The sequence below is a fragment of the Scytonema hofmannii PCC 7110 genome, from assembly GCF_000346485.2.
GTDB classification, from domain to species: Bacteria; Cyanobacteriota; Cyanobacteriia; order Cyanobacteriales; family Nostocaceae; genus Scytonema; species Scytonema hofmannii.
Genome location: NZ_KQ976354.1, coordinates 4186763 through 4213740 on the forward strand (window position 1 = coordinate 4186763; position 26978 = coordinate 4213740).

Below are 26978 nucleotides of genomic sequence, written 5' to 3' on the forward strand. Positions count from 1 at the left end.
CTCCCAAAGGCAGAGGGAATGAGGAAATTAGCTCCCTTCTCCCTTTGGGAGAAGGGTTGGGGATGAGGGCAATTCATTTTTAATCCAGAATTGAAAATTTAAAATTCTTCTTCGCGACTGCATTCATCAAAAACCAGAATAAATTATGGTAGCCTCAACACAATTGGCAAGTGACAACATCACCGTCACACCCGAATCTCTCGATTTACCTGCTTTGCTCAAGCAACTGCTCGATAGGCGATCGCTTTCAGTCGATCAAGCCAGAGCGCTTATGGAAGGTTGGCTGACAGATGCTATTTCTCCAGTACTATCTGGGGCAATTTTGGCAGCGATTCAAGCCAAAGGAGTATCTACAGAAGAGTTGGTAGGTATGGCTGGTGTCCTGCAATCCCAATCTTCTTCCCCCATTGCCCCTTGTCCCCAGAGGGGGCCGCACCTTCCCCATTCACCACTCCCTACTCCCTTAGTAGACACTTGCGGAACGGGAGGAGATGGAGCTTCAACCTTCAACATCTCCACAGCCGTCGCCTTTGTTGTTGCAGCAGCAGGGGTAAAAGTTGCAAAGCATGGTAATCGTTCGGCGTCCAGCAAGACTGGTTCTGCTGATGTGTTAGAGGCTTTAGGTATAAATCTTAGCGCCGATCCTCAGAAAGTCAAGTCCGCAGTCGATGAAGTCGGCGTAACATTCTTGTTTGCTCCTGGGTGGCATCCAGCACTCAAAGCAGTTGCTGCTATGCGAAAAACATTAAAAGTGCGAACTGTTTTTAACTTGCTGGGTCCTTTGGTCAATCCCATGCGACCAACAGGGCAAATTATTGGTGTGTGTGACCCAATGCTAGTAGAAACAATTGCGAAAGCTTTGTCAGAACTAGGAACTCGTCGTGCAATTGTAGTGTACGGACGGGAAAGGTTAGATGAAGCTGGGCTAGCAGATTTAAATGACTTGGCTGTACTCAAAGATCGAAGTGTCATTCCATCTGTACTTAGTCCGGAAGAACTGGGTTTAACTCCTGCGCCAACGGAAGCATTACGAGGAGGAGAAGTCCAGGAAAACGCAGAAATTTTAAAAGCGGTGTTACAAGGAAAAGGAACACAACCACAGCAAGATGTTGTGGCATTAAACGCAGCCCTAGCACTTTATGTGGGTGAAGCAATTGATGATGGAGCAACGGATATTGCCACCGCAGCTGTAAAAGGTATTGCCCTTGCCAAGGAAGTTCTGCAAAGTGGTGAAGCTTGGAAAAAACTAGAACAGCTTGCGGAATTTTTAAATCAGTGACCGGTGACCGGTGACCAGTGACCAGTGTAAGGGCGCAAGGCATTGCGCCCCTACTAACCACTCACTACTATCAAATTTAGAGGATAAACAATCATGATTGTAATTATTAAGAATAATACACCTGTTGATGAAATTACTCGTATTAGTCAAGAATTGAGTGAAAATTGGGGAGTTACTGTAGAAAAAAGTGTCGGTCAGCATAAAGTGGTTCTCGGAATGATTGGTGAAACTGCAACTCTTGACCCAATGGTTATTCAAAATAGCAGCCCTTGGATCGAGCAAGTTTTGCGTGTTGAGAAACCTTTTAAGCGGGCGAGCCGACAATTCCGTCACGGACAACCAAGCGAAGTTGTTGTACCTACACCCAATGGTTCTGTCTGCATTGGCGAGCAACATCCTATTGTATTGATTGCTGGACCTTGCTCTGTTGAAAATGAAGCCATGATTGTAGAAACAGCTAAGCGGGTGAAGGCTGCGGGAGCTAAGTTTCTGCGTGGTGGTGCTTTCAAGCCTCGTACTTCTCCTTATGCCTTTCAAGGACACGGTGAGAGTGCTCTAGAGTTATTAGCAGCTGCTCGTGAAGCGACAGGTTTGGGTATCATTACAGAAGTTATGGATGCTGCTGATTTGGCTGCGATCGTTCGTGTTGCTGATGTGGTACAAGTTGGCGCTCGAAATATGCAAAACTTTTCTCTATTAAAGAAAGTAGGTGCTCAAGATAAGCCTGTACTGCTCAAGCGAGGAATGTCTTGCACAATTGATGAGTGGCTCATGGCAGCAGAATATATTCTGGCTGGTGGAAATCCAAATGTGATTCTTTGCGAGCGTGGGATCAGAACTTTTGATTCTAAATATGTTCGCAACACCTTAGATTTGTCTGTCATTCCAGTATTGAGACAGCTTACACACTTACCAATCATGATCGATCCCAGTCATGGTACTGGTAAGTCTGAGTATGTTGGCTCAATGGCGTTAGCAGCTATAGCAGCAGGTACAGATTCTTTAATGATTGAAGTTCACCCCAATCCTGCTAAAGCACTTTCTGATGGACCCCAATCCCTCACTCCCGAAAAGTTTGATTGCTTGGTTCAGGAATTGTCAGTTATTGGCAAAGTCGTTGGTCGTTGGTCTAATGAACAGACTTTCAAACCTTCCCGAAAGGAAGTAGGTGTTATGGTGTAGAAGTTAAAAGTTAATTCTAACTTTTGATTTTGTACTTATTCCTAATTTGAAAGATTATGTAGGTAGGGCTAAAGCCCATCAATTTTAGCTTTTAGTAGGCATTGCCCACCCTACAAAAATTCTTCCTAATTTAAATTAGACACTGTATTCCTGCTATAGGACTCCTATTTAATTTTTGAAATATACGTATGTAGGGCTAAAGCCCACCACATAAAGCTTTTGGTGGTCTTTAGCCCTACATACCAAGATTTTTTGATAAATCATTTATGATTCCTAATATTGATACTTAATGAGTTAATTAAAGGTAGCGATCGCGCTGTCTATTTTGCATTTTAAAATATATCTAAAAATTTGATAAATACATCAAAATAAATTTTATTGAATTTCTTGAATATTTTGTTTAAGTTTTATATAGATAGTAGCGTGATTTACAGTTTGATTTGATTGCGTATACATCGTTTCAGAATCGGTGTGAGTGGATTTTACATGACAACGCAGTCTGCTTCTTAAACCTCAAACTTCATTATTAATTTGAGCGATAAAAATAAGCAAAAACTTGTAAACAAGCAGACTATTTTTGTCTGCAGTGTTTACCATTGCTTCCGTGATTTCTAGTTCAAAAATAGGAGAATTATTCTCAATGGCAACTGAAAACACTTCTACCCAAAGTACTTCTAGTTCTGGGTTTTCACAATCTCCATTTGGTCGCTTGGGCGATGCTGTAGGCACTGAGAATTTACCAGGCTTTCCTGACGGTGGTGGTACTCAATCTGGCGGTGAGGGTGGCAACCAATTTGCTGGTGGTGGTGCGCCAGTGTCACCTTTCGATCAAATCAGATATAACATTGACCAGGCAATTTATAGCGCATTTCCTCCTGGTGGTACTCCTGATACCAACACCAGCATTAACACTAGCACGTTAAACCCTTTCAATCAACCGTCAGGTGGTAGCAACCAGTCTGGTGGTGGAGAAGGCTCATCCTTTGGCGGTTTCAATCCGTTTGATCCTAGCTTTGGTAGCAACGTGAGCAACCAAGCTATCCAGGCTAGCAGTGGATCTGGTGGTGGTAGCACTGGCGGCTTTGGTGGTGGTGATAGTAACCAAACTGGTAGTCCTTTCGCGTCCAATCCACAAGCAAATCAAATAGATGCAACTCGTACCGATTTAAGTAACTTTGTTACTGCACAAGTCAACGGCGGTAACACTAACTTAATTGCAGAGCAAATAAGCTCTATAGTTAGCGGATTGGTTACTTCTTTAACGGGTAATACACCATCTTCAACTGTTGTACAAGAATCAGTACTAGTTGCTGAAGTTGTTACTCCTGCTGAAGAAAACATCGTCATTCCAACAGATGAAGTCGCAGCAGTAAATAACATCACAAACCAAACAGATATCTTCAACAGCAGCATTGAAAATTCTTCTGTTGCAACCTTCAACGAATCTATTGCTGGTAGTAGTGTGACTTCTGGTTACCCAACTCAAGAAGAGTTCCTTGCAATCCTTAATGGTGGAGATTTAAATCTTCCTGACTATTTGTCTGATGACGCAAAAGCATATATCCAAGGTCGGGTTTCAACAATTAGCGGGAATATCGGACAGTACCAAGAAGCAGGTAGTTTATTTGCTGGTGGTAATCTATCTACTGATGGAAGTAATCCATTTAGTGGATCTGGTGCTCCATTTGGTGGTGGTAGTAACCCATTTGTCTAAAGTTATAAATTGATACAAAAATGTTGGGTTCAATCATTTACTGAAGAACCCAACATTATTCTACAAGCTACTAGCCGTTATAAAGAATTGAAGAAGAAAGTCATAAACCTAGCTTGCATTATTCTCTCTAGTTCAGAAAAATTTTTGTTCTAACAATAGGAGGATTTTTGTTTATGACAACGGCTTCAAATGTTAATACCAACGCTAGTAGCAATAGCGTGTTCCCTCAATTATCCGGTGATGTTTTAAACCGCATTCAAAAAAACCTCTCAACCTTCACTGACATTGTTAATCGCTATAAAAGCGGTAATCCAGTGACAAACGGTGACTTAGCAGTATTATCACCTGTGGTTGAGTTTGTCAACTATTTAAATAGTACTGGTCGATTACCTACTGGTAGCAATACAGTTGCTGGTAGTAGTAATGTGCCTGGTACTACCAGCCCAGTGACAACTAGTGGCAGTGTGGTTCCCTTGCAATCTCCTAATGATGTTTTGAAGTTGATAGAAGCTGATATCACAAGCTTTTACAATACTGTCAACCGGAATTCTGGTATTGGTGGTAACAATCAGCTTCCACAATCTGCCGCTGATGTCTTCAAACTCTTGCAGAATGACATCATCGCATACAGTAACAACATCAATAAACTTCAATCTACTAACAGCCCATTAGTTGGTGGTAGCAATACCAATACGATTCTCTAAGAGAACTCAATTAGTCTCAAAGTTTACTAGCTCATGATTTAACACCCACTCCAGAAACAAAAGAAGAAAGTTGCTTTTTTAGGTTTGTTTTTAGACGTTACACAACAGTTATTCTGTTTGCGTCTGAGGCAAACCTATTTTCTTTCATAAAAACGGCCAAGTTTACCCAAAAAAATTCTTGTGTTTTGTATTGTTTTCTCTCCTATATGACTCCTGTTTGATTTTTGAAATATACGTAGGTAGGGCTAAAGCCCACCACATAAAGCTTGTGTGCGGCAAAGCCCTACCTACTAAAAAAATCTTATGTTTTGTATTTTTTTCTTTCCTAATTTATTTATATTTAAATAAAAAAAACAGAAAAATATCTAAAAAATAGACAAGCTTATCGAAAAATAACTTATTGCTGTTTGTCTTGCAATTGCTTAGATTCTTAATTAACTAGTGTTGATTACAATCCTAAAAAAACAGTCACAATGTGCGTTAGTGGTAGCATCTATCTTCACTATTATTTCCCTTGGGTGAATAATTTTATGCTAAAGACCTACTGTTCTCTAAGAAAACTAACAAAAGGTATAGCTTTAGTCTTCTAATTGTTAGTGATGGTAGCTTGTGTTTTCTGTCTTGTAACTCTTACACAGGCAGTAAATCTATCAACGCAATGAAGAGCGATCGCTTCGGCGCAAGCCGTACTCGGCTTATCGCACTCAAACAGTTCAAATTCTTAGTTGAAATAAGAAATGCTGGGTTAAACCCATTGACGGATCACCCAACAAGCTTTCAAGAGCTATTAGCCAATAATGCCTGCCCTCAAAAAACTGTCAAGTGCTAATTGATAAGCAGGATCGACTTTTCTATCTTTTATATTCTACGGGATTTTGGTTCCACAAATTAGGAGGATTGTTATTCATGGCGACTTCTACTACTGATATTCTCACACCTAGCGACCCCTTGGCTGGGAGCGTAACTTATGGCTCCTCTGCAAGCACTTCTAGCGGTTCACTCCCCAACACTTTTGGTGATAGTGCTAACTTATATAGTGGCAGTACTTGGAGTTCCAGTACTAGCAATAATTCTTTTGCTGGTGCTGAAAATAACCCATATGCAGGTGGTGGCGGCTACGCTTATGCAAGTCTTGGCAACACGGTTGTTGGTGACAATCAATGGATTATCGGTAAAGAAACCACACCGGAGAGATTTTCAAAAGTGATAAATTATACTACAGAGGAAGTGATAGACTCAGCGATCGTCAAGCTGACCAACAGACTTTCTGAGAGTGGCATTACAACTTCTTCCACCGATGGAAACCCATTTGCGGGTGGAAACAATCCTTTTGGCAGTACTAATGCTCCAGCTCTCGATTTTTTAAGACAGGTATATGGTGTAAACTTCCCCATACCTGAATCAGCATCGGAGTTCTTAACATCAGTATACGGACAAACCTTACCTGGTGGTTCCAGTAACCCATTTCCCAGTACTGGTACTGAGACTTCAGGTACTGGTGGTGGCAATCCGTTTGCTGGTGCTGGAACTTCAAGTGCTGGTGGTAGCAATCCGTTTGCGGGTGCTGGTAGTTCAGGTGCTGGTGTTAGCATACCTCAACAGCCATCTTTTGATATCACACAAGTTATCTTTGGTGAAAGCTTACCGTCTGGAGGTAGTGGCAAATCTTCCTCTGAGACACTCAGAGTTGTCCAAGATGGTTTGTTAAACTTCACGAAAACCGTCAATTCTGCTGTTGGTCAAAGACTTTTTAGTGGTAACAACACACCTCTGAAATCACCTTCAGATTTGTTGACGCTTTTTAAGAATGACATACTCAGCGCCAATACCAGTATCAACACTGTTAATGACCTTGCTGGTGGTGGCGAAGATCCCTATAACAACCTGACTGGAGGTAGTGGTTCTCAGGCTGTTCAGCCATCTTCCGATATTTTGTACACCGTTCTTGGTGGTTTGTTGCCTTTCAGTGGTACTGACAACATTTTCAATACTCCTGATGGTAGTATACCTGTTGGTTACGGCAATAAGGACTTTGGAAGTGACAGCGCAGTTATCGGTAATTCCAACTGGAATTATGGGCAATCCAATGCAAGCATCGGTAATGCTAACTGGAATTGGGATTACACCAAAGATAACGCAACTATTGGTAATGGTAACTGGTATTTAGACTCCAGCCAGAACAACAGAACTTTAGGTAATGGTAACTGGTACTGGGAGTCAACGGCTGAGAACAATACCTTGGGTAACGGTAACTGGCACTTTGGAAATAACAATACCACCATTGGTAACGGTAACTGGGACTTCGGTAGCAACAACACAATCATTGGTAATGGCAATAGGGTCTTTACCAGCAACAGCATTGTAATTGGTAACGGTAACTGGTCTGTTATTATTGACAAATCTTCCACTGCTGCAGGCGACTTCCTGGGCAAGTTGGACAATTTAGTAATGTCAATGGGAATTAAGGACAGTGCTGATAATCTGGTGAATTCCCTGATTGGCAAATTCGGTGGTGCTTTTGAACCACTGACAGGTGAGTTAACTGAAGGCGGTCGTAAGACTTACAATCAGCTTTTCTACTCCGATAATAGCAGTGCGATCGCAGCTGCACCTAGCCCATAGGCTAAACAAGGATGAAGTATGAAAAAATTTATCTTTCATGCTTCACCCTTTTAACCAAATTCCTTTCGTAGTGCATGGCAGTTACTTGACATTAGTCCGGTGACTGCTTTTTGTTTTGCCTCATAAACTCAGAAGCAGGCGTTGTCATGGGTGGTGCGGTATCAAGCAACAATGTTTTCACGTCTTGATTGCCAAAGCCATAGGTCTTTTACTATACTTTAAGGTATTATAGCCTTTCTCAGTCTAATGAGGTACACCCCCCTTTCATCCCCCCAAGGCATCGGGGGGACAGAGGGGGGTAATTTTTGTACCTCACCAAGTTGAAATTTGCTGTAAGAGATTATGGTATTTACTATGTGCTGAAAGCGTACCTAAAGTTATCCATGCTCCGACTTGCAAAACCCGAAGATACAGAAGCATTAATTGCCGTAGCCAAGACAATTGGTTTCGAGCCGAACGAGATCGAGCTAATCAGCAAGATGCTTGCTAACTACTTCCATGGCAACAACGACAGTGATTCCTTCTGGATTGCTGACGATGATGAGAAAGACGGAATCGTGGGAGTTGCTTACTGTGAGCTTGAACGGATGACTGAGCAGACGTGGAACCTACAATTGATTGCTATTCGCTCTGACTACCAGGGACAAGGACGTGGTGGGAAACTGCTGTGCTATGTTGAAGAAATTTTGAAAGCACAAGGTGGGCGAATGCTTCTAGTAGAAACATTGGCAAGCTTAGATCGCACGCGTTCGTTTTACGCAAAATGTGGTTATGAAGAAGAAGCTTGCATTCGGGACTTCTACACGACGGGTGCTGATAAGATTGTGTTTCGCAAAGTTTTAAATGCGAACTAGAAAATAAAGACCAGACAAAATTCAATTATGACCTCTGAAAGAAAAAGAGCTGATAATGATTCACCATGGAAAGAAATTTTAGAAGCCTACTTTCCGCAAGCAATGCAATTTTTCTTCCCGCAAACAGCCGCATTAATTGACTGGACGCGCCCTTACGAATTTTTAGACAAGGAATTTCAGCAAATTGCACGCGACGCCGAAGTTGGTAGACGATATGCAGATAAGTTGGTGAAAGTCTGGCAACTGCAAGGAGAGGAAATGTGGTTGTTGATACACGTAGAAGTTCAAGCTAGCCCGGAAGACGACTTTGCACAAAGAATGTTTTCCTACAACTTGCGGATCTTCGACCGCTTTGGCAAACCTGCCATCAGTTTAGCCATTTTGTGCGATGCCGACCCCGAATGGCGACCGAATCGGTATAGTTTTCGCTACCCTAACACCAGGCTGAAATTTGAATTTGGTATTGTCAAGCTACTCGATTACCAAAACCGTTGGGCAGAGTTAGAAGCGAGTGACAATCCATTTGCCACAGTGGTGATGGCACACTTAAAAATGCAACAAACAACGAAAAAGCCCCAGGAAAGGAAAAGTTGGAAATTTAGCTTGATAAGACGGTTGTATGACTTGGGATGGCAAGAGAAAGAGATTCGGAACCTATATCGATTTATCGATTGGATTATGATATTACCAGATGGATTAGAAGCAGAGTTTTGGCAGGAATTTAAGCAATTTGAGCAGGAGCGTCGGATGAGTTACATTACTACAGGTGAGCGCATTGGCTACGAGCGCGGAAAGAGCGAAGGCAAGATCGAAGGAGAGCTTGAAGGCGAACAAAAGCTTGTTCTACGGCTACTGAGAAGACGAGTAGGAGAATTACCACAAGCACTCATCGAAAGCATTCAAACCCTCTCAGTTACACAATTAGAATCACTAGGCGAAGCTTTGTTAGATTTTACAGCCATGGAAGACTTGCTCGACTGGTTAGACGCCAATCGCACAGTCTAAGGTAAGTTGTTGGGAAGCTCTACTGAAGCTAGGCTCCCAAGACTCAATAGCTAACAATCCAAGTCGATGTTTTTTCAAGCTTTCGGATTGATAACATTATGATATTACCAAATAGGTTAGAAGCAGAGTTTTGGCAGGAATTTAAGCAATTTGAGCAGGAGCGTCGGATGAGTTACATGACTACAGGTGAGCGTATTGGCTACGAGCGCGGAAAGAGCGAAGGCAAGATCGAAGGCAAGATCGAAGGCAAGATCGAAGGAGAGCTTGAAGGCGAACAAAAGCTTGTTCTACGGCTACTGAGAAGACGAGTAGGAGAGTTACCACAAGCACTCATCGAAAGCGTTCAAACCCTCTCAGTTACACAATTAGAATCACTAGGCGAAGCTTTGTTAGATTTTACAGCCATGGAAGACTTGCTCGACTGGTTAGACGCCAATCGCACAGCATAAGGTAAGTTGTTGGGAAGTTCTACTGAAGCTAGACTCCCAAGACTCAATAGCTCTACAATCCAAGTTGATGTTTTTTCCAAGCTTTCGGATTGATAACATCACTGCCGTAAGGCGGATACGGCTTGCTCTTCGCCATTAGCTAAGTCCGGCTGACGCTTCGCTATCAGTTCTCAATGAAACATCCTTTGATTTGCATCGTCTTTTGGTTGATTTAAAAGATACGATCAGTTTAGCTATTTTGTGCGATGCCGACCCCGAATGGCGACCAAATCGGTATAGTTTTCGCTACCCTAACACCAGGCTGAAATTTGAATTTGGTATTGTCAAGCTTCTGGATTACCAAAACCGTTGGGCAGAGTTAGAAGCGAGTGACAATCCATTTGCCACAGTGGTGATGGCACATTTAAAAATGCAACAGACAACGAAAAAGCCTCAAGAAAACTGAGGTTACGCCAACTTCTCTATCTTCTCATAGGTGTCAATCATGCCTAGTTATGCACTGAACGATCGGACTTTTAGCATGAGAGTGGATTAGACATCTGGTGGAAAAGGTGTAAGGGTGCAAGGCGTTGCGCCCCTACCAAGACTTTTGGGTAATGCATAATTAATTTCTGGAGATGTCTATGAACAAGTTTCGGTTCAGAAGTGGAAGTTTTTAAGGTAAGTTTGGCATATGCACAAATTCTAGTTTGATTCCATCAGGATCGGCAAAGTAAAAAGCGTAGTAGCCAGGAGCGTAGTGGTTGTATTCTGCGGGTGCATCCAAAATTGTACCGCCCATATCCAGAACGATCTGGTACAGTTTATCGACTTGCTCTCGACTTTCAGCGTTAAAGGCAAGGTGATGCAATCCTGGTGAGTAGCGGTCATGAATTTTGTTAGGAGAGTCCGGGCGGCTGTTGTAAATGAGAATAGCCCCCGCACTCTGTTGCCACCACATGATGAATTCTTCGTTCTTTTCTACCTGCTGATACCCCATGAACTGTAAAATCTGGTCGTAAAAAGGTTCCGATAAGGCGCGATCGCTCACCGTTAAAGATAAGTGGTTGATTGTACCTAACGTCATAGCAGCTTACCAAGCAGTTGTTTGTACTGAGTTTATCTTAGTACTTTTGTTCTTGTATGCGAAGCAGGTTGTTAGTTCATAACATAGAGTTAATCAACAGACAATACTGCTCGGATAAGCGGAAATTAGAACCCCGGTTTCGCAGAAGAAACCGGGGTTCTGACATCAACGCCCTTAGCTGCTTTCAGTTTCTGCTAAGCATGCTTGCTGTTCTGCTGAGAGCGCTGGTTTCGCTTGTCCGACGACTAACTATTGTTTCTAACTTTGTTTTCGCTCAGAGCCAATTCACTAGTATAAACATCACTCACTCCTTGAGTGAACAATCGTAGGGGCGCAAGGCATTGCGCCTCTACGAATGCTACGAAACCATTCCGAACAAGAACAGTTGTTAGCCTTGTTGGTTAATAGCTTGTCTTACTACCTCAATATCTAGTTCGAGGACTGGTGCAATTTGTTCTAAGCTCAATCCTTCTTTTAACAACTTTGGAATTGTTTCTAACTTTGTTTCTTCCTTAACTTCTTGATAAAACCTGGTTTGTCGCCATTCTGTTAATCCAAACATTGCTTCCAACTCCTGCCGACTTTGATTTGAGAATTTATAAATTAACATCCTTTCTACTAATTCTAAAAGCTGACTACGGTTCGCAGCATCTGCTTTGGGAAACGCTATATTACAGTTGAATGCTATAATTCACTATCTTAAAATTCTGTGCTTTGATTAAATTTGAAAGTTGAGAATCTGCTGTGTCACAGGTTCTTACTACAATTCTATTTATTGTGAAGTGGAGTCCAATCTCCAGAAGCAACAAAGCTCGCCCAATACTTTGGATGCTGGTATTTTGGTGTTGCCAACATCTCTAGTTGTGCTTCCCTCAGTGCTTCATGTCTGCCCTGACTTGCTTTCAATTTCTGATAATATTTCACCATCAGCTCTTTAGTACCAGCATCGTCCACTTTCCACAAACTTAAGACCTGGCTTTGAGAACCAGCAATGACTAGAGCACAACAAAAGCCATAAAGCCCATCCCCAACTTTAATATCACCCAATCCCGTTTCGCAAGCTGACAGCACCACTAACTGTGTCCCACGTAAATCCAGTCCCGCCACTTCCAGTGAAGTGAGTACGCCATCATCAGAATTTTGTGAAACCGTTCGGCGATTGTTAAAACCAGCCAAAGCCAAACCAGAACGCAGCAGGGGATTTTCTCCTGAGAATGTAACAGGTGTTTGGGAATCAAAATTATTCAACTGAGGTTTGATTTGTTGGTCAGTGAGGAAAAAGCCATGAGTTGCTAGGTGTAAAATACTGGGAGCAGAAAGTTGCTTGATGGCTGTTTCTGTGGCTTTGGTACCAGATAATATTGTTGCACTCGAAAAAATTACCTTGATTTGTTGTGCTTCTTCTTGAGTATTCCCCAGTCTTGGAAATTGCATACTAGTTGTGAGGTCATTGGAACGACGGTGAGTAGCACCCCTAGTTGCGGACTTTGGTGTAGCGGCAATAGTTTGTTGTTTGTCATAGTCTAGTTGACAGGAAACTTTTGTGCGATCGCGATGGTAGCACAGGACACAACAACCTTCGGGTGCAAGTTCTCCGGAAGCTTGAATTTAATAATACTTGTACCCCAAATTCTGATTGTGTTTGCAACTTTTTGAGGTAAGTTTTGTGGAGTTTACAAATTGCATTCTTGACAAGACAATGCAAATGCATTACATTAAAAGAAATCTTAAATAAATTAATTTTCTATGGCAGTAACACAAATTATATGCGTAGAATCTAGCCTTACCGATCGCTATCAGACTACAGTCCCTGATGCTGTTCGCAAAATTCTTGGCTTAAGTAAGCGCGATAAAATTTGCTACACAATTCAATCCGATGGTAAAGTAGTAATTTCTCGCGCCGAGCAGACCCAGAGCGATCCTGTCCTTGGGCAGTTTCTGAATTTTCTTGCACGAGATATTGAAAAAAATCCTCAGCATTTACAAGCACTTAGCCCTGATTTAGTTAGTCGTGTTCAGTCCTTGGTTGCTGAAGTTGATTGCGATCTTGATGCTCCACTCTCTGATGAGGATGAATAAATTTGTCTCTAAACCAGATGCTAGTAATTAATGAGTGGAGCATATTTGTCCATCCTCTCTTTCTCAAACAGTTTGATGAACTTTTGGCGCAAGTTGAGCGTTTGCGCCAGAAGTATCCCAAAGACTACAAGAGAAAAAACGCTACAAAGCGTCTAGCTGCCATAGCAAAGCTGGCATTTGAAACTATTCCTCAAGATCCAACACGTAGTGATTATCGCCAAGGTACAACGCTTGGTGATGATTATAAGCACTGGTTCAGAGCTATATTTTTTCAGCAGTACCGACTGTTTTTTCGATATCATGTAGAGAGCAAAATAATTGTTTATGCTTGGGTTAATGATGAGAACTCTAAGCGAGCCTATGAAAGTAACACAGATGCTTATCGAGTTTTTAAGAAAATGCTTGAAAGCGATCGCCCTCCAGATGATTGGGATACCTTACTTGAAGAGGCAAAAAGCGAGATTAATCGTTTAGAGGAAATAGTCAAAGTAGAAATTTAATTTATGAGGACGTTCTGAAGTAGACAGTTAATTTCTAGAGATGTCTACTGGTTACATAACTTTTCTGGCAAATCTTTTCTTATTTGTAATAGCTCACTAGAAGCCTTGGGAACTGAATACACTTGCTGCAATACGTCAGACCATAATTCTTTTTCAGCGAAAAATTGTGCTTTTTCAAGGGCGACTGTTTTCTCATCTGCTTTTTTGGCTTGCAGTTGTTTTTCCAAAGCCTTAAGTTCATTGCTTATAACCAAGCGTTCTTGCTCGTCCATGATTTGAAAATTGGCAAATATAGCAGGATTGTCACCGAGGAAGCCTTCCCACTTATAACTATTTCCTGGTTGTAATGCTTCTTTTCCTGTATAAGTTACTGAAGTTTTTTGCTCGATATTTGGCTTCCAAGCATATTTATTACCATCTACTTCTGAAACTTCAATTTTCTTCAAATTACCTTTCCATAAGAAAAGTGGCTGAGTACTGTAAATCTTTTCATTAGGAGAGATGAGACATAAATCTCCTCGTGAAATTGGACGTTGTTTCTTCCGTTTTACCAACCAATGAAACATATTTTGCCAAGAGGATACGTAGATTGATGTTTGACCTCTTGTTATTTCTGGTGCGATCGCTAAAGTAGGAATAACTGAAATTGAGGCAAAACTGACGCACATCAAAAAGCGAATTCCAGAAATTTTATTTATCATTGTGATTCCTCAATCCGAATAACACATAAATCCAAAATGTTGCGGATGGTAAAAATAAAGGCACTACAAGGCTTGCTGATACATACAACTGCATTGATATCAATGCATAAATTCCCGTTCCACCCACAAGGGAAGTCATGAATAAAGATCTACGGCGTTTGGTATGCTGACTTTGAGTCAGTAACAACTGTGTCCCTTTTCCAAATAATGCAGCAATACCAATCATCCACAAGTCGGGAATTGGGATAATAAGATGTTGTTTGAGCAAATGTTGAATCATATAAGCATTGATTTCTACTCCAGTAATCTCTGGAAGAAAGTTCTGAGAAGGATTTTGCGATCGCCAATAAGCCACTCCCATTGGTAACGCAAAAATATCCTTGTGAAACTTTGATAATCCAGCTTCCTCATATCCACCAGCACCAATAAGTACAACTTGCTGTTTTAAGTTTTCTTGGTTGAGAGTCGTATTATATTTTTGTAGAAAATCCCCAGACTTCATGAGCTGATAAACTCGATCTGGTGGTAGAGAATAGTCAATAATTGGATAGAGCCAAGCTTGACCGAAATACTCCGAAAAGCTCGTGACTCTTGAAAGACTTAATTTTCGTAATTCTTGAGTCAACGATGAATTTTCTGGAAGTTTCTCCAAAGACTTAATCAAATCTGTACGTAGATCGCGATTTCTTGATAATTGTGGTTGCGGTATATTTTGAGTTAGTTTTTCTTGATTTTAAAAAGATACTAATGCTATTAAGTAACTAAAAGGACAGCTTTCTATACAATCTGTACTCGCCTGGACTAATGATAGATATCCAGCAAATTTATCGGCATTACCTTGTAAGGTTTGGTTGAGGTCGGCAACCTCTTTAAGTATACCTTGCGGCTTGTTATTATATGTTGTGTTTGCAAAGATAAACCACGTTCCATTGTTATTAATAGAGTTTTTTATAGACGTAGATAAGATTTTATCGTCTTCTGTCAATCTATCAAAAAGATAATCTATACCAATAATTTTAATAGAAAATGTTGTTGCTTTATCAATTAATTTAGCAAAATAACTACGATCTATAGGATTAAATTTATGAGCTTTAGTACCAGCTTCATTCAATGATACTTCATCGATGTGGATAAGTAAAACTGGTGGATGAGTTTTTGGTGGGATTTGTTTAGTAACATTGCGATAAGCGGCTTGCATACCCACTTGCCAATCTAGTACAGCTTCTTGTACGGGTTGGAAAAGACTTAAAATAACTAATGTTCCTAACGTAAAAATTTCACAAGGTGTTGGTAACCATTTTCTAATTTGATGTTGAATGCCAAATGGTTTTAAACGGAATAACTCTGCATCAGGATGACGAAATAAGGAAGTAATTAGATAAGCACTGGGATAAGTAAGATTTTTTTCAGTTTTGAGGTAGTCGTTTGCTGCTAATAATGCTTCATGGACATCTCTATACTCTTTAATTGCATTCAAAAACTGAACAAAAAATTCTCCTGCTACACGATTATGTACCTTTTCTCGCATAATGGCAACTTGACTTAAGCCCAAATCAATCAGTTTGTTTGCTATACTTAAACCATCGCAAGAATTAAAGAGAGCAAATTGTAAACCATTTGCGATCGCAGTCTTTAAAGGTTTCTCAATTTCACTTAAAGCAATAGTTACATTGGGAGCGATTGATAATTGACCACCAGTGAAGTTCGTTTTATTACTGTGACCTGCAAAAAAGAGCATATCCCAGCATTGAGTTATTAGAGACTTGATGATTTCACCTTTAAACTCATTAATATCTTGGTTTGGTTTCCAACGAAGAACTTTAACCGTGGCTTGGTTTTTAAGTGATTTTATAGCTCGTAATTCTTCATCAAAGCTTAAGCCAGTTTCGTCTCCAAAGATTGCTAACAATCGAGCTTTTCTGGAGCTTTTTTTATTTAAGTTAACAACTTCTTGACGGATATTAAGTGGTTGACGCACAATACGGAGTTTACCAGATACGAATTCCGTACTAATTTCCCATGCTTCCCAAGGCAAATATTCTAATTCAGAACAATTACAACTGATGAAAATATCAATGGTGTTTGCGGAATTATCTTTAACGCTCCTGTTAGTCTGTTCTAGTGCTTTCTGACTGAGCTTTATCCGAATCTCGTACAATTCTTTATTGCGTAACCATTGATGAAATTCATATAAAAACTTTGCCTCAGATTGCACTAATTGTGCTTGCCAATCTACAGGAGGTGGAGCAATAACTCCTTTGTCTATGACTTTTCCTCGCGATTGATTGCTGTAGAAATTACAATAAACTTTTTGCCATTCTTGGTAAGACAATATGATGTTTTCCGGATAAGAAAGTTCAGCAGTGATATGTTGACTCTTACCCCAAGACAGTTCAAATAAACAAGTTCTAGCAACTTTTTGAATTTTAAGATAAAAGTTATTCATAGATTTGTTATTTTGTCAAATCAAAGGCAAATGGTGGTAAAGATAGTATGCGATCGCTCGGATTGCTAGTGGTGGAATCTACTCTAGAATAATTAAGAGGTCATTTATAAAGTCAATCTTAAATCGCCAACATCAGATATTACGTAGGTTGGGTTGAGGAACGAAACCCAACATTGAATCGAATTGTTAGGTTTCGTTCCTCAATCCAACCCACGATGTCTTAATGTTTACTTTATAAATCATCTCTAACCGCAGATGACCGCAGACGCACGCGGATGAAGTCTAGGTAAGTCAATTGTCATTTGTCACCTGTCCTTGGTAAGGATTTTGGGTTTATTTACCGAAAATAAGGAAGGAGGAAGAAGAAAGGACCGAAGTTGGAAAGAATTTTCCTGATTCTCTTTCTCTCTTCCTTCTTCCTAAGGTAGAAGCCCCTCAATTTATTGATGGAAAAGTAAGATTTTGTTCTTGCCATTTCAAATCCCCTCAATTTATTGATGGGGATACTTCTTCCCTCTTCCCTCTTCCTTCTTACGAGCGTTAAATTTTGTAACTTAGTTCGGTTTATTTGCGCCTAGCTACTTATACTTAAAACGGTTTAGAATCTAACTTTCCAAAAATTGTCAAAAACTTGTAGGGGCGCAATGCCTTGCGCCCCTACAAATGCTATCAAACCTTCGAGGATATTTGCGACTTGCAGACTTGTTTAACCTCGATTATCCAGCCGATTTAATTGTGCTGAGTGCTTGTGAAACCGGACTCGGTAAAGAAATTCAAGGAGAAGGATTGGTAGGGTTGACAAGAGGACTCATGTATGCAGGTGGAGAACGACTGTTAGTGTCATTGTGGCAAGTGAGCGATGAAGGCACATCTGAGTTTATGCAAGAATTCTACCAGCAAATCTGGCAAAACAAAAAGACAGCAAATCAAGCGTTACGAGCAACACAATTAAAAATGTGGCAGCATGAAAAATGGCGCAATCCCTATTATTGGTCGGCGTTTACCTTCTTGGGTGAATGGCGATGAATTAATAGTATTGCACTTAACTGAAAACAGCTATGAGGTTGCTCGAAAACTAAATATTATCAGGGTCAATATTCAACTCGCGTAATTTGGCAGCCAGTTTTTCAGCCCGTTGTGCTTCGGCTTGTGCCCGTTGTGCTTCGGCTTGTGCTTGTTGTTCGGCTATTTTGACTTGTTCAGAGGGTGTTGGATATCGCTGTTGGTGTTCGTCGTACCAATACAGCCACTCGCGGGTAATTCCGCCATAACTTCCACGAGCACAGCCAATTCCCAACATGATTTCTGGCATCCAAATTGGGTTTCCCTGCTGTAATACGTACTCACCGTTTACTAGTTTATGTACTTCTAGGCGAGGTTTGCGACGGCGACGCGATGAGTAAATTACATAGTAAAGTACGCCTAGCGTTGCATACTCATCTTTTTTAGCACTGTATTCTTTACGATAAGTTTGGGATACGACTTCTAAAGCTAAAATTGGGACTACATTTTCATCCCAAAGTACATAACTAGGACGTAACTCTTCATCATAAAATCTTTCAACACCCAAACTGAGAAATCCATCCGGTACTATTGCCGGTTCATCTGGGTGAGTATAAATCCCCATATCAATGCCGAAAAACCAGTCCATCCGCTCTGACCAAAGCATCAGCAGGGTGGCTTTTAACAGTCCTGGTAATAATTCTTGCAGTTCGTTATCCACAGGTGTTTCGTCCGAGTCGGGCAGTTCTTCTGCCGAAGGTAGATATCGCGGCAATTTGTACTCTAGCATGGCGGAGTATCAAGTTTGGTTTGGGGTTCTAAAATTATTTTAGATAATTTAATTGCCATTTAATAGATAAACACACCACACCAGATACATCTTTTTGTCAAAGCGAATACTAAAGATTGCAGGTCATCAGAAATTGTCATTTATGATGAGCCTTTTGTCTGGCGTCTCAGAGTTAAGTTATGTTAAGCATAGTGCTGATGTTTCCATAACAACTCTTTTTTGTCCAAATTTCAAAAGAAATTTTAAACTCGCGGTAACTTCTCGATCGCAGTTTGTCCGCCCATTATAAAAAGTTATAAGAGTACCTCAATTCAATCGGATGTCTGTACCTTAGTAAAACCTGGAACGGGTGTAGATTTATTTATCGTTTTAGCAAAACTGCATACCTGGTAAAACCTCTAGAAGTATATTAACTTGTCAAAAACAAAAGTTTCATTTTCACAACTCTGAATTACAAAATCAAGAGATGAAACCAATTGGAAAAAAAGCTGAGACAGAGAATTAGTTAAAACTAAGTCTATGCAAGACTTTCTCAATCCCAAATCCCAAATCCCAAACGGTATGAACTATGAATAACAATCTCATCATTCAAAGAATAACTGCATTATTTACTGCTAGTCTCACCAGCGTAATTACGTTAAATTCTTGGTTGAATAGCAATGCTCAAACTGCTACATCATCAGCAACAACACCAAAATTTACACGGTTACAAGATGCTAACAATTCTCTTATCAAAGTGAATGGCAGAGCTTTCCAACCTCATACTTTACAACAATCCACTCAGCCAGACCAAGCTGATGATACACAAGCTCGCAGCAGAGGAATCGTGGGTTGGGACGATCGCATTCCTCTTTTAAGCTGTAAATATCCTTGGTCAGCAATTGGTAAAGTCCAAGGATTAACTGCTGAAGGAAAAGGTTACCATTGCACGGGTACATTAATCGGTGAAGATATCGTTTTGACTAACGCACACTGTGTTATTGATGAAAATACAAGCCAGTTAAGTCAAAAAATTTTATTTATACCGAATGTAATTAATCGTAAAGTTGCAGATAAATCAGATGTTGCTCTGGTTGAAAATGTAGTTTACGGCACTGATTTTACGGGAACTGCTTTAGAAAATCAAATCAACGACTGGGCGCTTTTAAAGCTAAATAAACCTATTGGTTTAAAATACGGTTATCTGGGTTGGCAATCTTTATCTTCATCAACTCTTCTTAACAATCGCAATCAGTATATTTTTGTGGGTTATTCTGGTGATTTTCCCGATCCAAACAAAGAAAAATATCAATTTTTCACTGCTGGAAAGGGATGGACGGCTAACGTGCAAAAGGGTTGTAGTATTGTAGGTGAAGAAAGCAATGTTTTATTACATAACTGTGATGCGACAGGTGGTTCTTCAGGTGGACCAATTATCACTATTATTGGTAATCAGCCTTACATTGTCGCCTTAAATAATGCAGAATTTAAATCCAATGGACGTGCAGTTATCAACTTAGGGGTAAAAATTAACTTTTTAGATAGATTTCGTAGAAATTAGGATTGATAGGAATTGGTGGTAGCCCTATCAAGGTAATGTTTGAAAAACAAGTATTCTCTTCGCGCTCTTTGTGTCTTTGCGGTTCAAAAACATTTTTTAACCACAAAGACGCAAAGAGCACAAAGGTAAGAGAGCGAGAATTAGGTGGAATTTATCTAGTTTTTGCGTCACTTTAACAATACGTTTTCGAGTATACTCAAGCGACTAACACTTCTATTGACGATCACAAGCAAAGTTGTTGTTTACAGAATACCTAACCCGTGTAGGCTCAATCATGGAAGAGTTAACTATGAAATTGAAGCCAGAAAGAGATGAAGCAAAAAATATCCTGTACGTCTCTTAAACCCAAGTATCATTACTGTTACGAGAATGTTGAACAAGCGATGACTGCGATGGAGAAATACCGACAACAACTCTGTGTCATTGCTCACGAAAAAAGAAGACAAGGAGAGGTGATTGCCGATCAAAGCTACCCTGTAGAAGTTATTGCCCTCAGACCAAAGCAGATTCGATTACCACCTTTACTTCTGTTAGGTGGTATGGGTCCCTTAGCGGGTACCATCGCTTTTGAACAAGCTTGTCAAATGTTTCAAGATAACAGGGAAATTGTTTTGTTTCAGGCTTGTTCTCTACCTGACAGAACTGCAATCATCGAACAAACAACTCGAATTTTGAGTGCATTCTCTCAAGAACACCAAATAGTTGTGATGCTAGAAACTGCTATCCGAGAAGGGCTTCACTATATTTACTCGATCTCTAAACCTGTTCAAGTGATTGTCCTATGTAATACCGCTCATTACTTTTTTCCTAAAGTGTGGCATCGCTTACAACTTAATTATCCAAAAATTGCTGACAAATTGCAATGGGTTTCTTTGATTGAGTCTGTTATGTATCATTTACAGACATCCAACTTGTGTCAGCCTTTAATTTTGGGTACGAGCGGAACACGACTAGGTCATATTTACTCTCAACCATTGCAGCAAGCCAACATTGCCTATGTAGAACCCAGCAAGATGTTGCAACTCACGCTAATGGAGGGAATTTATCAAGGTGTGAAAGCCTTTGACCGTGACATTGCCTGTCAAGCAGGGGAGAAATTTTTTGTACAGATGCTCAAAACGCAACCAGACTTTGACTGTATTATTGCTGGATGTAGCGAAATTCCTTGCTTATTCGAGTGGCTCAAAGCAACAAGTGTTGACAAAGTCAAGCAATTCTTGTCACAGATTGAAATTATCGATCCAGTACAAATAGCTTTACAATGCACTGCCCAAAGCTTTGAGATAGTGGAAGCAATCTTAGGTTAGTAGTTGCGCTTTAGCGCTGTTCTCTCCAAAAATTGTCAAAAACTCGTAGGGGCGCAAGGCATTGCGCCCTTACAAGTAATATCAAACCATTCCGAAAAAGAACAGTTGTTAGCCGTTTCCAGTATACAAACTTGTGCAATTCTGTACTTAATTCTCGTCCCTTCCGTGAACTTGAGCGGGTGGACTGGTTGCTTCAACAGCTGTAAACGATTCTAAGATTTTGTAAGTGTGAGACGATCCCTTCGGTACGACCCAAGAACTTCCAGGCTCTAGCAAAACCACTTGTCCTTCAATATGTAACTCAGCCCGACCGCTAATGACATAACCAACAGTTTCGTATTCCCTGACAGTTGCTTTTTTGGGTTCATTGGGTTGTTCATTTTCCCAAAGGCGCATTGAAATAGTCTTACCGGAAGCAAGATACTTTTGACCTTGTTCACCTTTAGGGGAATAAGCTGAATCTATTTTATTAACAGTTGTATCTAGCATATTTGTTTCCTCAATATTGTTAGTGGTTAGTGGTTAGTGGTTAGTGGTTAGTGGTTAGTTGTAAAACAAATAACAAATAACTCCTAACCACTAACCATTGTTTAAACTTTTACCTTTTCGCCTGTACGCGCTGCTTGGTAAATTAAATTCATGAGTTTGACATCTTGCAAGCCTTCCTTACCGGGAGTTTTAGGTTGCTTGTTTGCCAAGATGGACTCAGACAGGTGATCTATTTCTAAAGCAAACTGGTTTTTCTCTTCAATATTTTGCTCTTCTCTACGGTTATTTCGGTTGATATATAGGCGATGTTGATAGTAGTCTGTTGCTGGATCTAATTCCAAGACTGCGTCAGATCCAAAAACTTGAATGCGCTTCGTACTGGAGTAACCATAACTGGAGGTACAGTTAGCAAGCACACCGCTAGGAAAGCGCAACGTGAAGTTAACGTTTTCCTCAACTTGACGGAAGCGGGGGTCTCCAGGAGTGCTGTAGGTAAAGGCACTAATTTCTGCGGGTTCTTCGCCTGTAATGTACCTTGCAGCTTGCAAGCTGTAGATACCGATATCGTAAAGGGAACCTCCACCTGCTAGTTTTTTGTCCATGCGCCAAACATCTGCGGGGTCTTTGGGGTCAAGAATCCGCCCGTGGTCAGAAGTCACAGCTTTTAATTTTCCTAGTTTGCCACTTTGAGCAAGTTGAATGGCGGCTAGATTATAAGGTTCATACTGAGCGCGATAAGCAATCATCAACTTGCGGTTTGCTTTTTTGGCTGCATCAATCATTGCTTGGCATTCTTCAACAGTATTTGCCATTGGCTTTTCACACATAACGTGCTTAAGTGCCTGTGCGCCACGAATACTATATTCGGCGTGCAGCCCATTAGGTAAGATAATATAGACGACATCTACCTCTGGGTTATTGCGAAGATTATCGTAGTTCTGATAATCGTAAATATTTTTTGAGTTGATACCGTATTGCCGTGCATACTTTTCTGCTTTGGCGCGATCGCCACTCACTAAGGCGACCAACTTTGACCTTTTGCACTCAGCGAATGAAGGCATAATTTGTTCGGTAGCAAACTTACCTAGACCGACAACTGCCCATCCCAGCTTTTTCTCAGGAGGCAAAGAAGGTTCTTTAGATGGTGCAGGAGCAGCTTGAGCTAGAGTCCGAGATGGTTTAATAATGTACTCTATTGCCCCACTGACACCAACTGCCATAAAGCCAAAACCTGCTTTATGTAAAAGATGACGACGAGAAAGTTCTTTTCTAAAAGAATCAAACATAATAGTTACTAGTCATTTATTACTAGGAAATAGGGAATAAGGACTCCCTACTCCCTACTCCCTATTTATCGAGCGCGAGAAGGTTCTTGATAGTAACCTTCTGGTGTTCGAGTTACTGGTTGAACTGTCTTTTCAACTCGCTTTTCCGTTGAATTCAAAAATTCTTTTGTACTGCGAGGAAGAGGCTCATCTAAATTCAGCTTTTCGCGAACATTATCAGCAGCATCTTTTAAAGGATTTCCAGAATTTTGGGAGTAGCGATCGTTATTGCTATAGTTACCCGCATCAGGTGTTGATTTGTAATAAGTGCCTTCTGGGGTTGTAACGTTATCACCAATATTACGGGCGGTATCATTAACATTCCGAGAAACTGAATCACGGACATTATCAGCAGTTTCTTTCAGGCCTTTTTTGGCATTTTCAAGCAGGTTATTATCATTTCTGATGTTATCAGTATAGCCCGTATTATTGTTATCAATAGTTCTGAGCTTGTCAGTACTGTTAACATTACGTGCTTCTCCGGGTACTGCTTTGTAGTAAATACCCTCTGGGCTTGTTACAGTTTGGTCAGCTTGCGCTTGTAATGTACCATAACCAAAAGCTTGCATCACGAAAAAAGTTGATGCTACTAAAAAAACTGTCAAAATTTGATGTAAGCGTTTCATGAATTTCCTCCTATATAATCGGAACTTGGTTAGTGGTTAGTTGTTAGTGGTTAGTTGTTATGAGAACCACTAACAACTAACCACTAACCACTAACCACTAACAAACTTTATGGTTTCAGCAGAACTTTGACACAGTTATCTTTCTTGTGCTTGAACATTTCAAAGCCCTGCTTTGCTTCCTCTAGGGGTAAGCGATGGGTGAAAACACGGGACGGATCGACTTCGTTATTAAGAACGCGATCCAACAACATGGGCATATACTTCTGACCGAACATTTGCCCCATTTTCCAAGTAAGGGCTTTGTTCATAGCTGCACCCATGGGGATTTTGTCTACAAATCCCGAATAAACACCCATAATTGACAAAATTCCACCTTTTCGACAAGCCAAAATCATTTCCCGCAGCACGTGAGGACGATCCGTTTCTAACCTGACTGCTTGCTTGGCTTCATCGTAAAATCCTTCCAAACCCATACCGTGTGCTTCAAGCCCAACAGCATCTATACAAGCATCAGCACCACGTCCGCCCGTCATTTCTTTAAGGGCATCCCCTGCACTGATTTCTTCATAGTTGATAGTTTCTGCGTTGGCGAATTCTTGAGCCATTTGCAGACGTTCGGGAACTCGGTCAATGGCAATTACCCGTTCTGCGCCCAGCATATAGGCACTTTTCATAGCGAATAGACCTACGGGACCTGCACCCCAGACTGCTACGGTATCCCCAGGAGAAATATTGCACATTTCTGCTCCCATGTAGCCTGTGGGGAAAGCATCGGAAAGGGGCAGTATTTTTTCATCAGGAATACCTTCTGGTACTTGAACGGCACCGTAATCTGCAAACGGTACTCGTATATATTCTGCAAAAGCTCCTGCATAGCCACCGAAAGCGTGGGAGTATCCAAAAATCCCTGCTGTACCAAAACCAAATAACTTATCATGTATCCAACCGTTGGGGTTGGAATTATCACACAGCGACCACTTCTGTTGTTGGCAGTAGTGGCATTGACCGCACCCGATGATTGAAGAGACTACAACGCGATCGCCCTTTTTCAACTTCTTGACTTCACGACCAACATCAACGACTTCTCCCATAAACTCGTGACCAATAATGTCACCTGCTTTCATCGTTGGGATGTAGCCATCATAAATGTGTAAATCAGAACCACATATAGTTGCTGATGTAATTTTGAGAATGGCATCACGGGGGTTAAGAATTGTTGGATCTGGTACATTCTCTACCCTTACATCATTAGCACCGTACCAACAGACTGCTTTCATTTTATGCTTATAGTTTGGATTTTAAATTAAAAATTGTTGGTGGTTAGTAGTTAGTGGTTAGTTGTTATGAGAACCACTAACTACTAACTACTAACCTTTGCCTCTAGGCTGTCCCTCGGTTGTAGCAATTTCGCCTGCTTCCATCAGCATTTTGAAACGGCGCAAATCATCACCAATTTGTTGTTCTGGTTCTTCACCGAAAAGTTTAGCGAAAGTCGCTGTCAACGCCCCGCCCGGTGGGAAATATTCAATTACGACCTTGACCTCAGTCCCACGATTACCAGGTGCTTGTTTAAACCGGACAAAACCCGAGTTATCGATATCTGCTCCTTCTACTGAAGCCCAAGAAATAAATGCATTTTCCCGGTCTTCAAGAATCTCAGCATCCCATTCCACACTTCCGCCTAAAGGTGCGCTAGTAATCCAATGAGAACGTTTTGCATCATATACCTTCACGGATTTGAGATGCTTCATAAATCTGGGCAAATTTTCAAAGTTGTGCCAGAAACGATAAAGCTCTTCAACAGGCTTATCTATAGTCACTGTCTTTTCAACTTTGATCCCTTGTTGACCTATGCCTATTGCTTGCTGTGCTTGCTGAATCGTGCTTTGCTTTGTTGCACCCTGATAAATCAGACCACCACCCGCCACAGCCATCAAAACCCCTCTCAAGGAACGCTGGCTTAAACCCATTAATACCATTGCACTACCACCAAGCAATGAAGTCCAGCGTTCGGTTTCACTGGCTTCAGTTTTACCTTGATTTTGCTTACTTTCTGAAATAGATGCCATTTTATGATTCTCCTTTACAAATTGTATAGACGTGTCATGACGCGTCTGTACAAACGAACCATACAGGCGCAAAGTTACCCTCCTGAACTTTTTACGCTATCTTTACGCCTATAGTTCGTTCCGCAAAAACCTACATTGACACAGCCGCTCCTGTAGTCGGTTTCGCGGGCTTAACTCCTGCACCCGAATGCGCCCGATACAAGTCTACGAGTCGCTGCTCGTATGTCCGTAGGTCGTTGTGGATTTGTGTAAAAATGGTCGTTGAAACTGGATCGGTTGTTGCTGCCATTAAAGCTCCAATATCACCTATACCAGTTTGCACATCTCCTAAAGCACTACGCAATTGGTATATGTCATCGCTTCCTGTGAGGGCAGTTTTCACTTTTGCATACTGGTTAGCGATATTTGCTGTCAAGGAAGGCTTTTCACCTAATTGATCCAGACGTGCTTCCAATATTTTGATATTGCGCTGTTTGCTTCCTACCATTTCTTGAAAGACAGAGTTCACTTGTGGCTCTGATTCTTTTTGGATGTAATTTTCCAGCGCTTCTAAAGAATAACGCTCACCAGCAAGAGATGTATTTAACGCTTTGACAATATCACCCTTGGTAGAACCGCCCCAAGCATCAGCGAGTTTCCACCACTCAGCTGCTGTGTCTTTTTCGTTTGGTAATGCTGCATCTTTACCGCCATATCCCAATCGGCTCAAAATAGCTGTGGTAAAAATGGCTAAGTCTCCAGGTTGGCGTGATGTAATTAAGTTACCATCAACGACTAAAGGCTCATCTATATAATTAGCACCCGCATTAATCATGTCTTTGCGAATCGCCAAGAAGCCTGTCGCTTGCTTACCTCGAAGCAAATCCCCTTCAATCAAAACTTGTGGACCGTGACAAACAGCAGCTACAATCTTTCCTTGCTGCATAGCTTCTTGCACAAATCTAACAGTGTTGGGATTGCGGCGCATTTTATCAGGAGCCATACCACCAGGAACAATTACAGCATCAAATTCGGATGCGATCGCTTCTGATGTTGTACCATCAGCTTGTTTGGAAAGTTTACCTTGTTTGCCTTTGTAGGTTTCATTCATCCGAGCACCAAGGACAACAATCTCTATTCCTGCTTGTTTTATAGCGTTGTATGGAACTTGAAACTCCGAATCCTCTACATAGTTTTCTATGAGGATAGCTACTCTTTTTTTTCCAGAATGATTGTTATGTTGTACCATG

At 41.0% G+C, this 26978-nt stretch carries 25 protein-coding genes and 2 pseudogenes; 14 read left to right on the plus strand and 13 right to left on the minus strand.

All coding sequences use genetic code 11. The annotated features are described in order from the left end of the window. Nucleotides 1-145: 145 nt before the first annotated feature. The 9 genes and pseudogenes from trpD to WA1_RS17160 all read left to right on the plus strand — a co-directional run. Nucleotides 146-1279, plus strand: a complete 1134-nt coding sequence (trpD, locus tag WA1_RS17120) for an anthranilate phosphoribosyltransferase (protein WP_017748802.1) — start codon at nt 146-148, stop codon at nt 1277-1279. Nucleotides 1280-1372: 93 nt separating this feature from the next. Continuing rightward, entirely contained in the window at nt 1373-2461 is a 1089-nt protein-coding gene (gene aroF / locus WA1_RS17125; RefSeq protein WP_017748803.1) for a 3-deoxy-7-phosphoheptulonate synthase, read from the plus strand. 640 nt (nt 2462-3101) lie between these two features. Beyond that, a complete protein-coding gene (locus WA1_RS17130) occupies nt 3102-4175 on the plus strand; it encodes a hypothetical protein (RefSeq protein WP_017748805.1) in 1074 nt (357 codons plus the stop codon). A 173-nt stretch (nt 4176-4348) separates the two neighbouring features. Next, entirely contained in the window at nt 4349-4879 is a 531-nt protein-coding gene (locus WA1_RS17135) for a hypothetical protein (RefSeq protein WP_017748806.1), read from the plus strand. A gap of 906 nt (nt 4880-5785) precedes the next feature. After that, the gene (locus WA1_RS17140) at nt 5786-7501 is read left to right on the plus strand and encodes a hypothetical protein (RefSeq protein WP_017748807.1); all 1716 of its coding nucleotides are present in this window, start codon (nt 5786-5788) and stop codon (nt 7499-7501) included. 383 nt (nt 7502-7884) lie between these two features. After that, nucleotides 7885-8355 carry a GNAT family N-acetyltransferase gene (locus tag WA1_RS17145; RefSeq protein ID WP_026135254.1) on the plus strand — a complete coding sequence of 157 codons (471 nt, stop codon included), beginning with the start codon at nt 7885-7887 and terminating at the stop codon, nt 8353-8355. A 27-nt stretch (nt 8356-8382) separates the two neighbouring features. Then, a complete protein-coding gene (locus tag WA1_RS17150) occupies nt 8383-9360 on the plus strand; it encodes a DUF4351 domain-containing protein (protein ID WP_017748809.1) in 978 nt (325 codons plus the stop codon). An 83-nt stretch (nt 9361-9443) separates the two neighbouring features. Next, nucleotides 9444-9809, plus strand: a pseudogene (locus WA1_RS17155) (DUF4351 domain-containing protein); the annotation flags it as partial. A 214-nt stretch (nt 9810-10023) separates the two neighbouring features. Beyond that, a pseudogene (locus WA1_RS17160) lies at nt 10024-10239 on the plus strand (hypothetical protein); the annotation flags it as partial. 225 nt (nt 10240-10464) lie between these two features. Here the strand turns inward: WA1_RS17160 and WA1_RS17165 are convergent. The 3 genes from WA1_RS17165 to WA1_RS17175 all read right to left on the minus strand — a co-directional run bounded on the left by WA1_RS17165 (nt 10465) and on the right by WA1_RS17175 (nt 12483). Next, complete coding sequence (locus WA1_RS17165) at nt 10465-10875, minus strand: VOC family protein (RefSeq protein ID WP_017748812.1); 411 nt, start codon at nt 10873-10875, stop codon at nt 10465-10467. Between the two features lie 388 nt (nt 10876-11263). Then, complete coding sequence (locus WA1_RS17170; RefSeq protein WP_419183618.1) at nt 11264-11566, minus strand: DUF2887 domain-containing protein; 303 nt, start codon at nt 11564-11566, stop codon at nt 11264-11266. 77 nt (nt 11567-11643) lie between these two features. Then, nucleotides 11644-12483: a CHAT domain-containing protein gene (locus WA1_RS17175; protein ID WP_336389844.1), complete on the minus strand. Its 840-nt coding sequence runs from the start codon at nt 12481-12483 to the stop codon at nt 11644-11646. Nucleotides 12484-12621: 138 nt separating this feature from the next. On the opposite strand from WA1_RS17175, the gene WA1_RS17180 reads away from it, so the two are divergent. Both WA1_RS17180 and WA1_RS17185 read left to right on the plus strand, forming a co-directional pair. Continuing rightward, complete coding sequence (locus WA1_RS17180) at nt 12622-12954, plus strand: type II toxin-antitoxin system PrlF family antitoxin (protein WP_017748815.1); 333 nt, start codon at nt 12622-12624, stop codon at nt 12952-12954. A 2-nt stretch (nt 12955-12956) separates the two neighbouring features. Further along, a complete protein-coding gene (locus WA1_RS17185; protein ID WP_026135255.1) occupies nt 12957-13454 on the plus strand; it encodes a type II toxin-antitoxin system YhaV family toxin in 498 nt (165 codons plus the stop codon). Nucleotides 13455-13498: 44 nt separating this feature from the next. Here the strand turns inward: WA1_RS17185 and WA1_RS17190 are convergent, their stop codons facing one another. The 3 genes from WA1_RS17190 to WA1_RS17195 all read right to left on the minus strand — a co-directional run bounded on the left by WA1_RS17190 (nt 13499) and on the right by WA1_RS17195 (nt 16601). Next, nucleotides 13499-14155 (minus strand): hypothetical protein, encoded by a 657-nt coding sequence (locus tag WA1_RS17190; protein WP_017748817.1) that lies wholly within the window; start codon nt 14153-14155, stop codon nt 13499-13501. After that, nucleotides 14145-14819, minus strand: a complete 675-nt coding sequence (locus tag WA1_RS59880) for a CHASE2 domain-containing protein (protein WP_017748818.1) — start codon at nt 14817-14819, stop codon at nt 14145-14147. The genes WA1_RS17190 and WA1_RS59880 overlap by 11 nt, the downstream gene beginning before the upstream one ends. Nucleotides 14820-14888: 69 nt before the next feature. Continuing rightward, nucleotides 14889-16601: a CHASE2 domain-containing protein gene (locus WA1_RS17195; RefSeq protein ID WP_017748819.1), complete on the minus strand. Its 1713-nt coding sequence runs from the start codon at nt 16599-16601 to the stop codon at nt 14889-14891. A 663-nt stretch (nt 16602-17264) separates the two neighbouring features. On the opposite strand from WA1_RS17195, the gene WA1_RS17200 reads away from it, so the two are divergent. Then, nucleotides 17265-17627, plus strand: coding sequence for a CHAT domain-containing protein (locus WA1_RS17200; RefSeq protein WP_017748820.1), 363 nt, complete (start codon nt 17265-17267; stop codon nt 17625-17627). Nucleotides 17628-17676: 49 nt separating this feature from the next. Here the strand turns inward: WA1_RS17200 and WA1_RS17205 are convergent, their stop codons facing one another. Next, the gene (locus tag WA1_RS17205) at nt 17677-18393 is read right to left on the minus strand and encodes a Uma2 family endonuclease (protein ID WP_017748821.1); all 717 of its coding nucleotides are present in this window, start codon (nt 18391-18393) and stop codon (nt 17677-17679) included. Between the two features lie 568 nt (nt 18394-18961). Here WA1_RS17205 and WA1_RS17210 point away from each other — a divergent pair. After that, the gene (locus WA1_RS17210) at nt 18962-19933 is read left to right on the plus strand and encodes a trypsin-like serine peptidase (protein ID WP_017748822.1); all 972 of its coding nucleotides are present in this window, start codon (nt 18962-18964) and stop codon (nt 19931-19933) included. 311 nt (nt 19934-20244) lie between these two features. After that, nucleotides 20245-21240 (plus strand): aspartate/glutamate racemase family protein, encoded by a 996-nt coding sequence (locus tag WA1_RS17215; protein WP_081402898.1) that lies wholly within the window; start codon nt 20245-20247, stop codon nt 21238-21240. Between the two features lie 147 nt (nt 21241-21387). Here the strand turns inward: WA1_RS17215 and WA1_RS17220 are convergent, their stop codons facing one another. The 6 genes from WA1_RS17220 to WA1_RS17245 form a co-directional block, all read right to left on the minus strand. Then, on the minus strand, nt 21388-21729 hold the full coding sequence (locus WA1_RS17220; RefSeq protein WP_017748824.1) for a cupin domain-containing protein: 342 nt from the start codon (nt 21727-21729) through the stop codon (nt 21388-21390). Between the two features lie 101 nt (nt 21730-21830). After that, entirely contained in the window at nt 21831-23015 is a 1185-nt protein-coding gene (locus WA1_RS17225; protein WP_017748825.1) for a Gfo/Idh/MocA family protein, read from the minus strand. Between the two features lie 65 nt (nt 23016-23080). After that, nucleotides 23081-23680 (minus strand): hypothetical protein, encoded by a 600-nt coding sequence (locus tag WA1_RS17230; protein WP_017748826.1) that lies wholly within the window; start codon nt 23678-23680, stop codon nt 23081-23083. A 107-nt stretch (nt 23681-23787) separates the two neighbouring features. Next, entirely contained in the window at nt 23788-24957 is a 1170-nt protein-coding gene (locus WA1_RS17235) for a zinc-dependent alcohol dehydrogenase (RefSeq protein ID WP_017748827.1), read from the minus strand. 90 nt (nt 24958-25047) lie between these two features. Next, the gene (locus tag WA1_RS17240; RefSeq protein WP_017748828.1) at nt 25048-25749 is read right to left on the minus strand and encodes an SRPBCC family protein; all 702 of its coding nucleotides are present in this window, start codon (nt 25747-25749) and stop codon (nt 25048-25050) included. A 130-nt stretch (nt 25750-25879) separates the two neighbouring features. Then, nucleotides 25880-26977, minus strand: coding sequence for a DJ-1/PfpI/YhbO family deglycase/protease (locus tag WA1_RS17245; protein WP_017748829.1), 1098 nt, complete (start codon nt 26975-26977; stop codon nt 25880-25882). Between the last annotated feature and the right edge of the window lies 1 nt (nt 26978).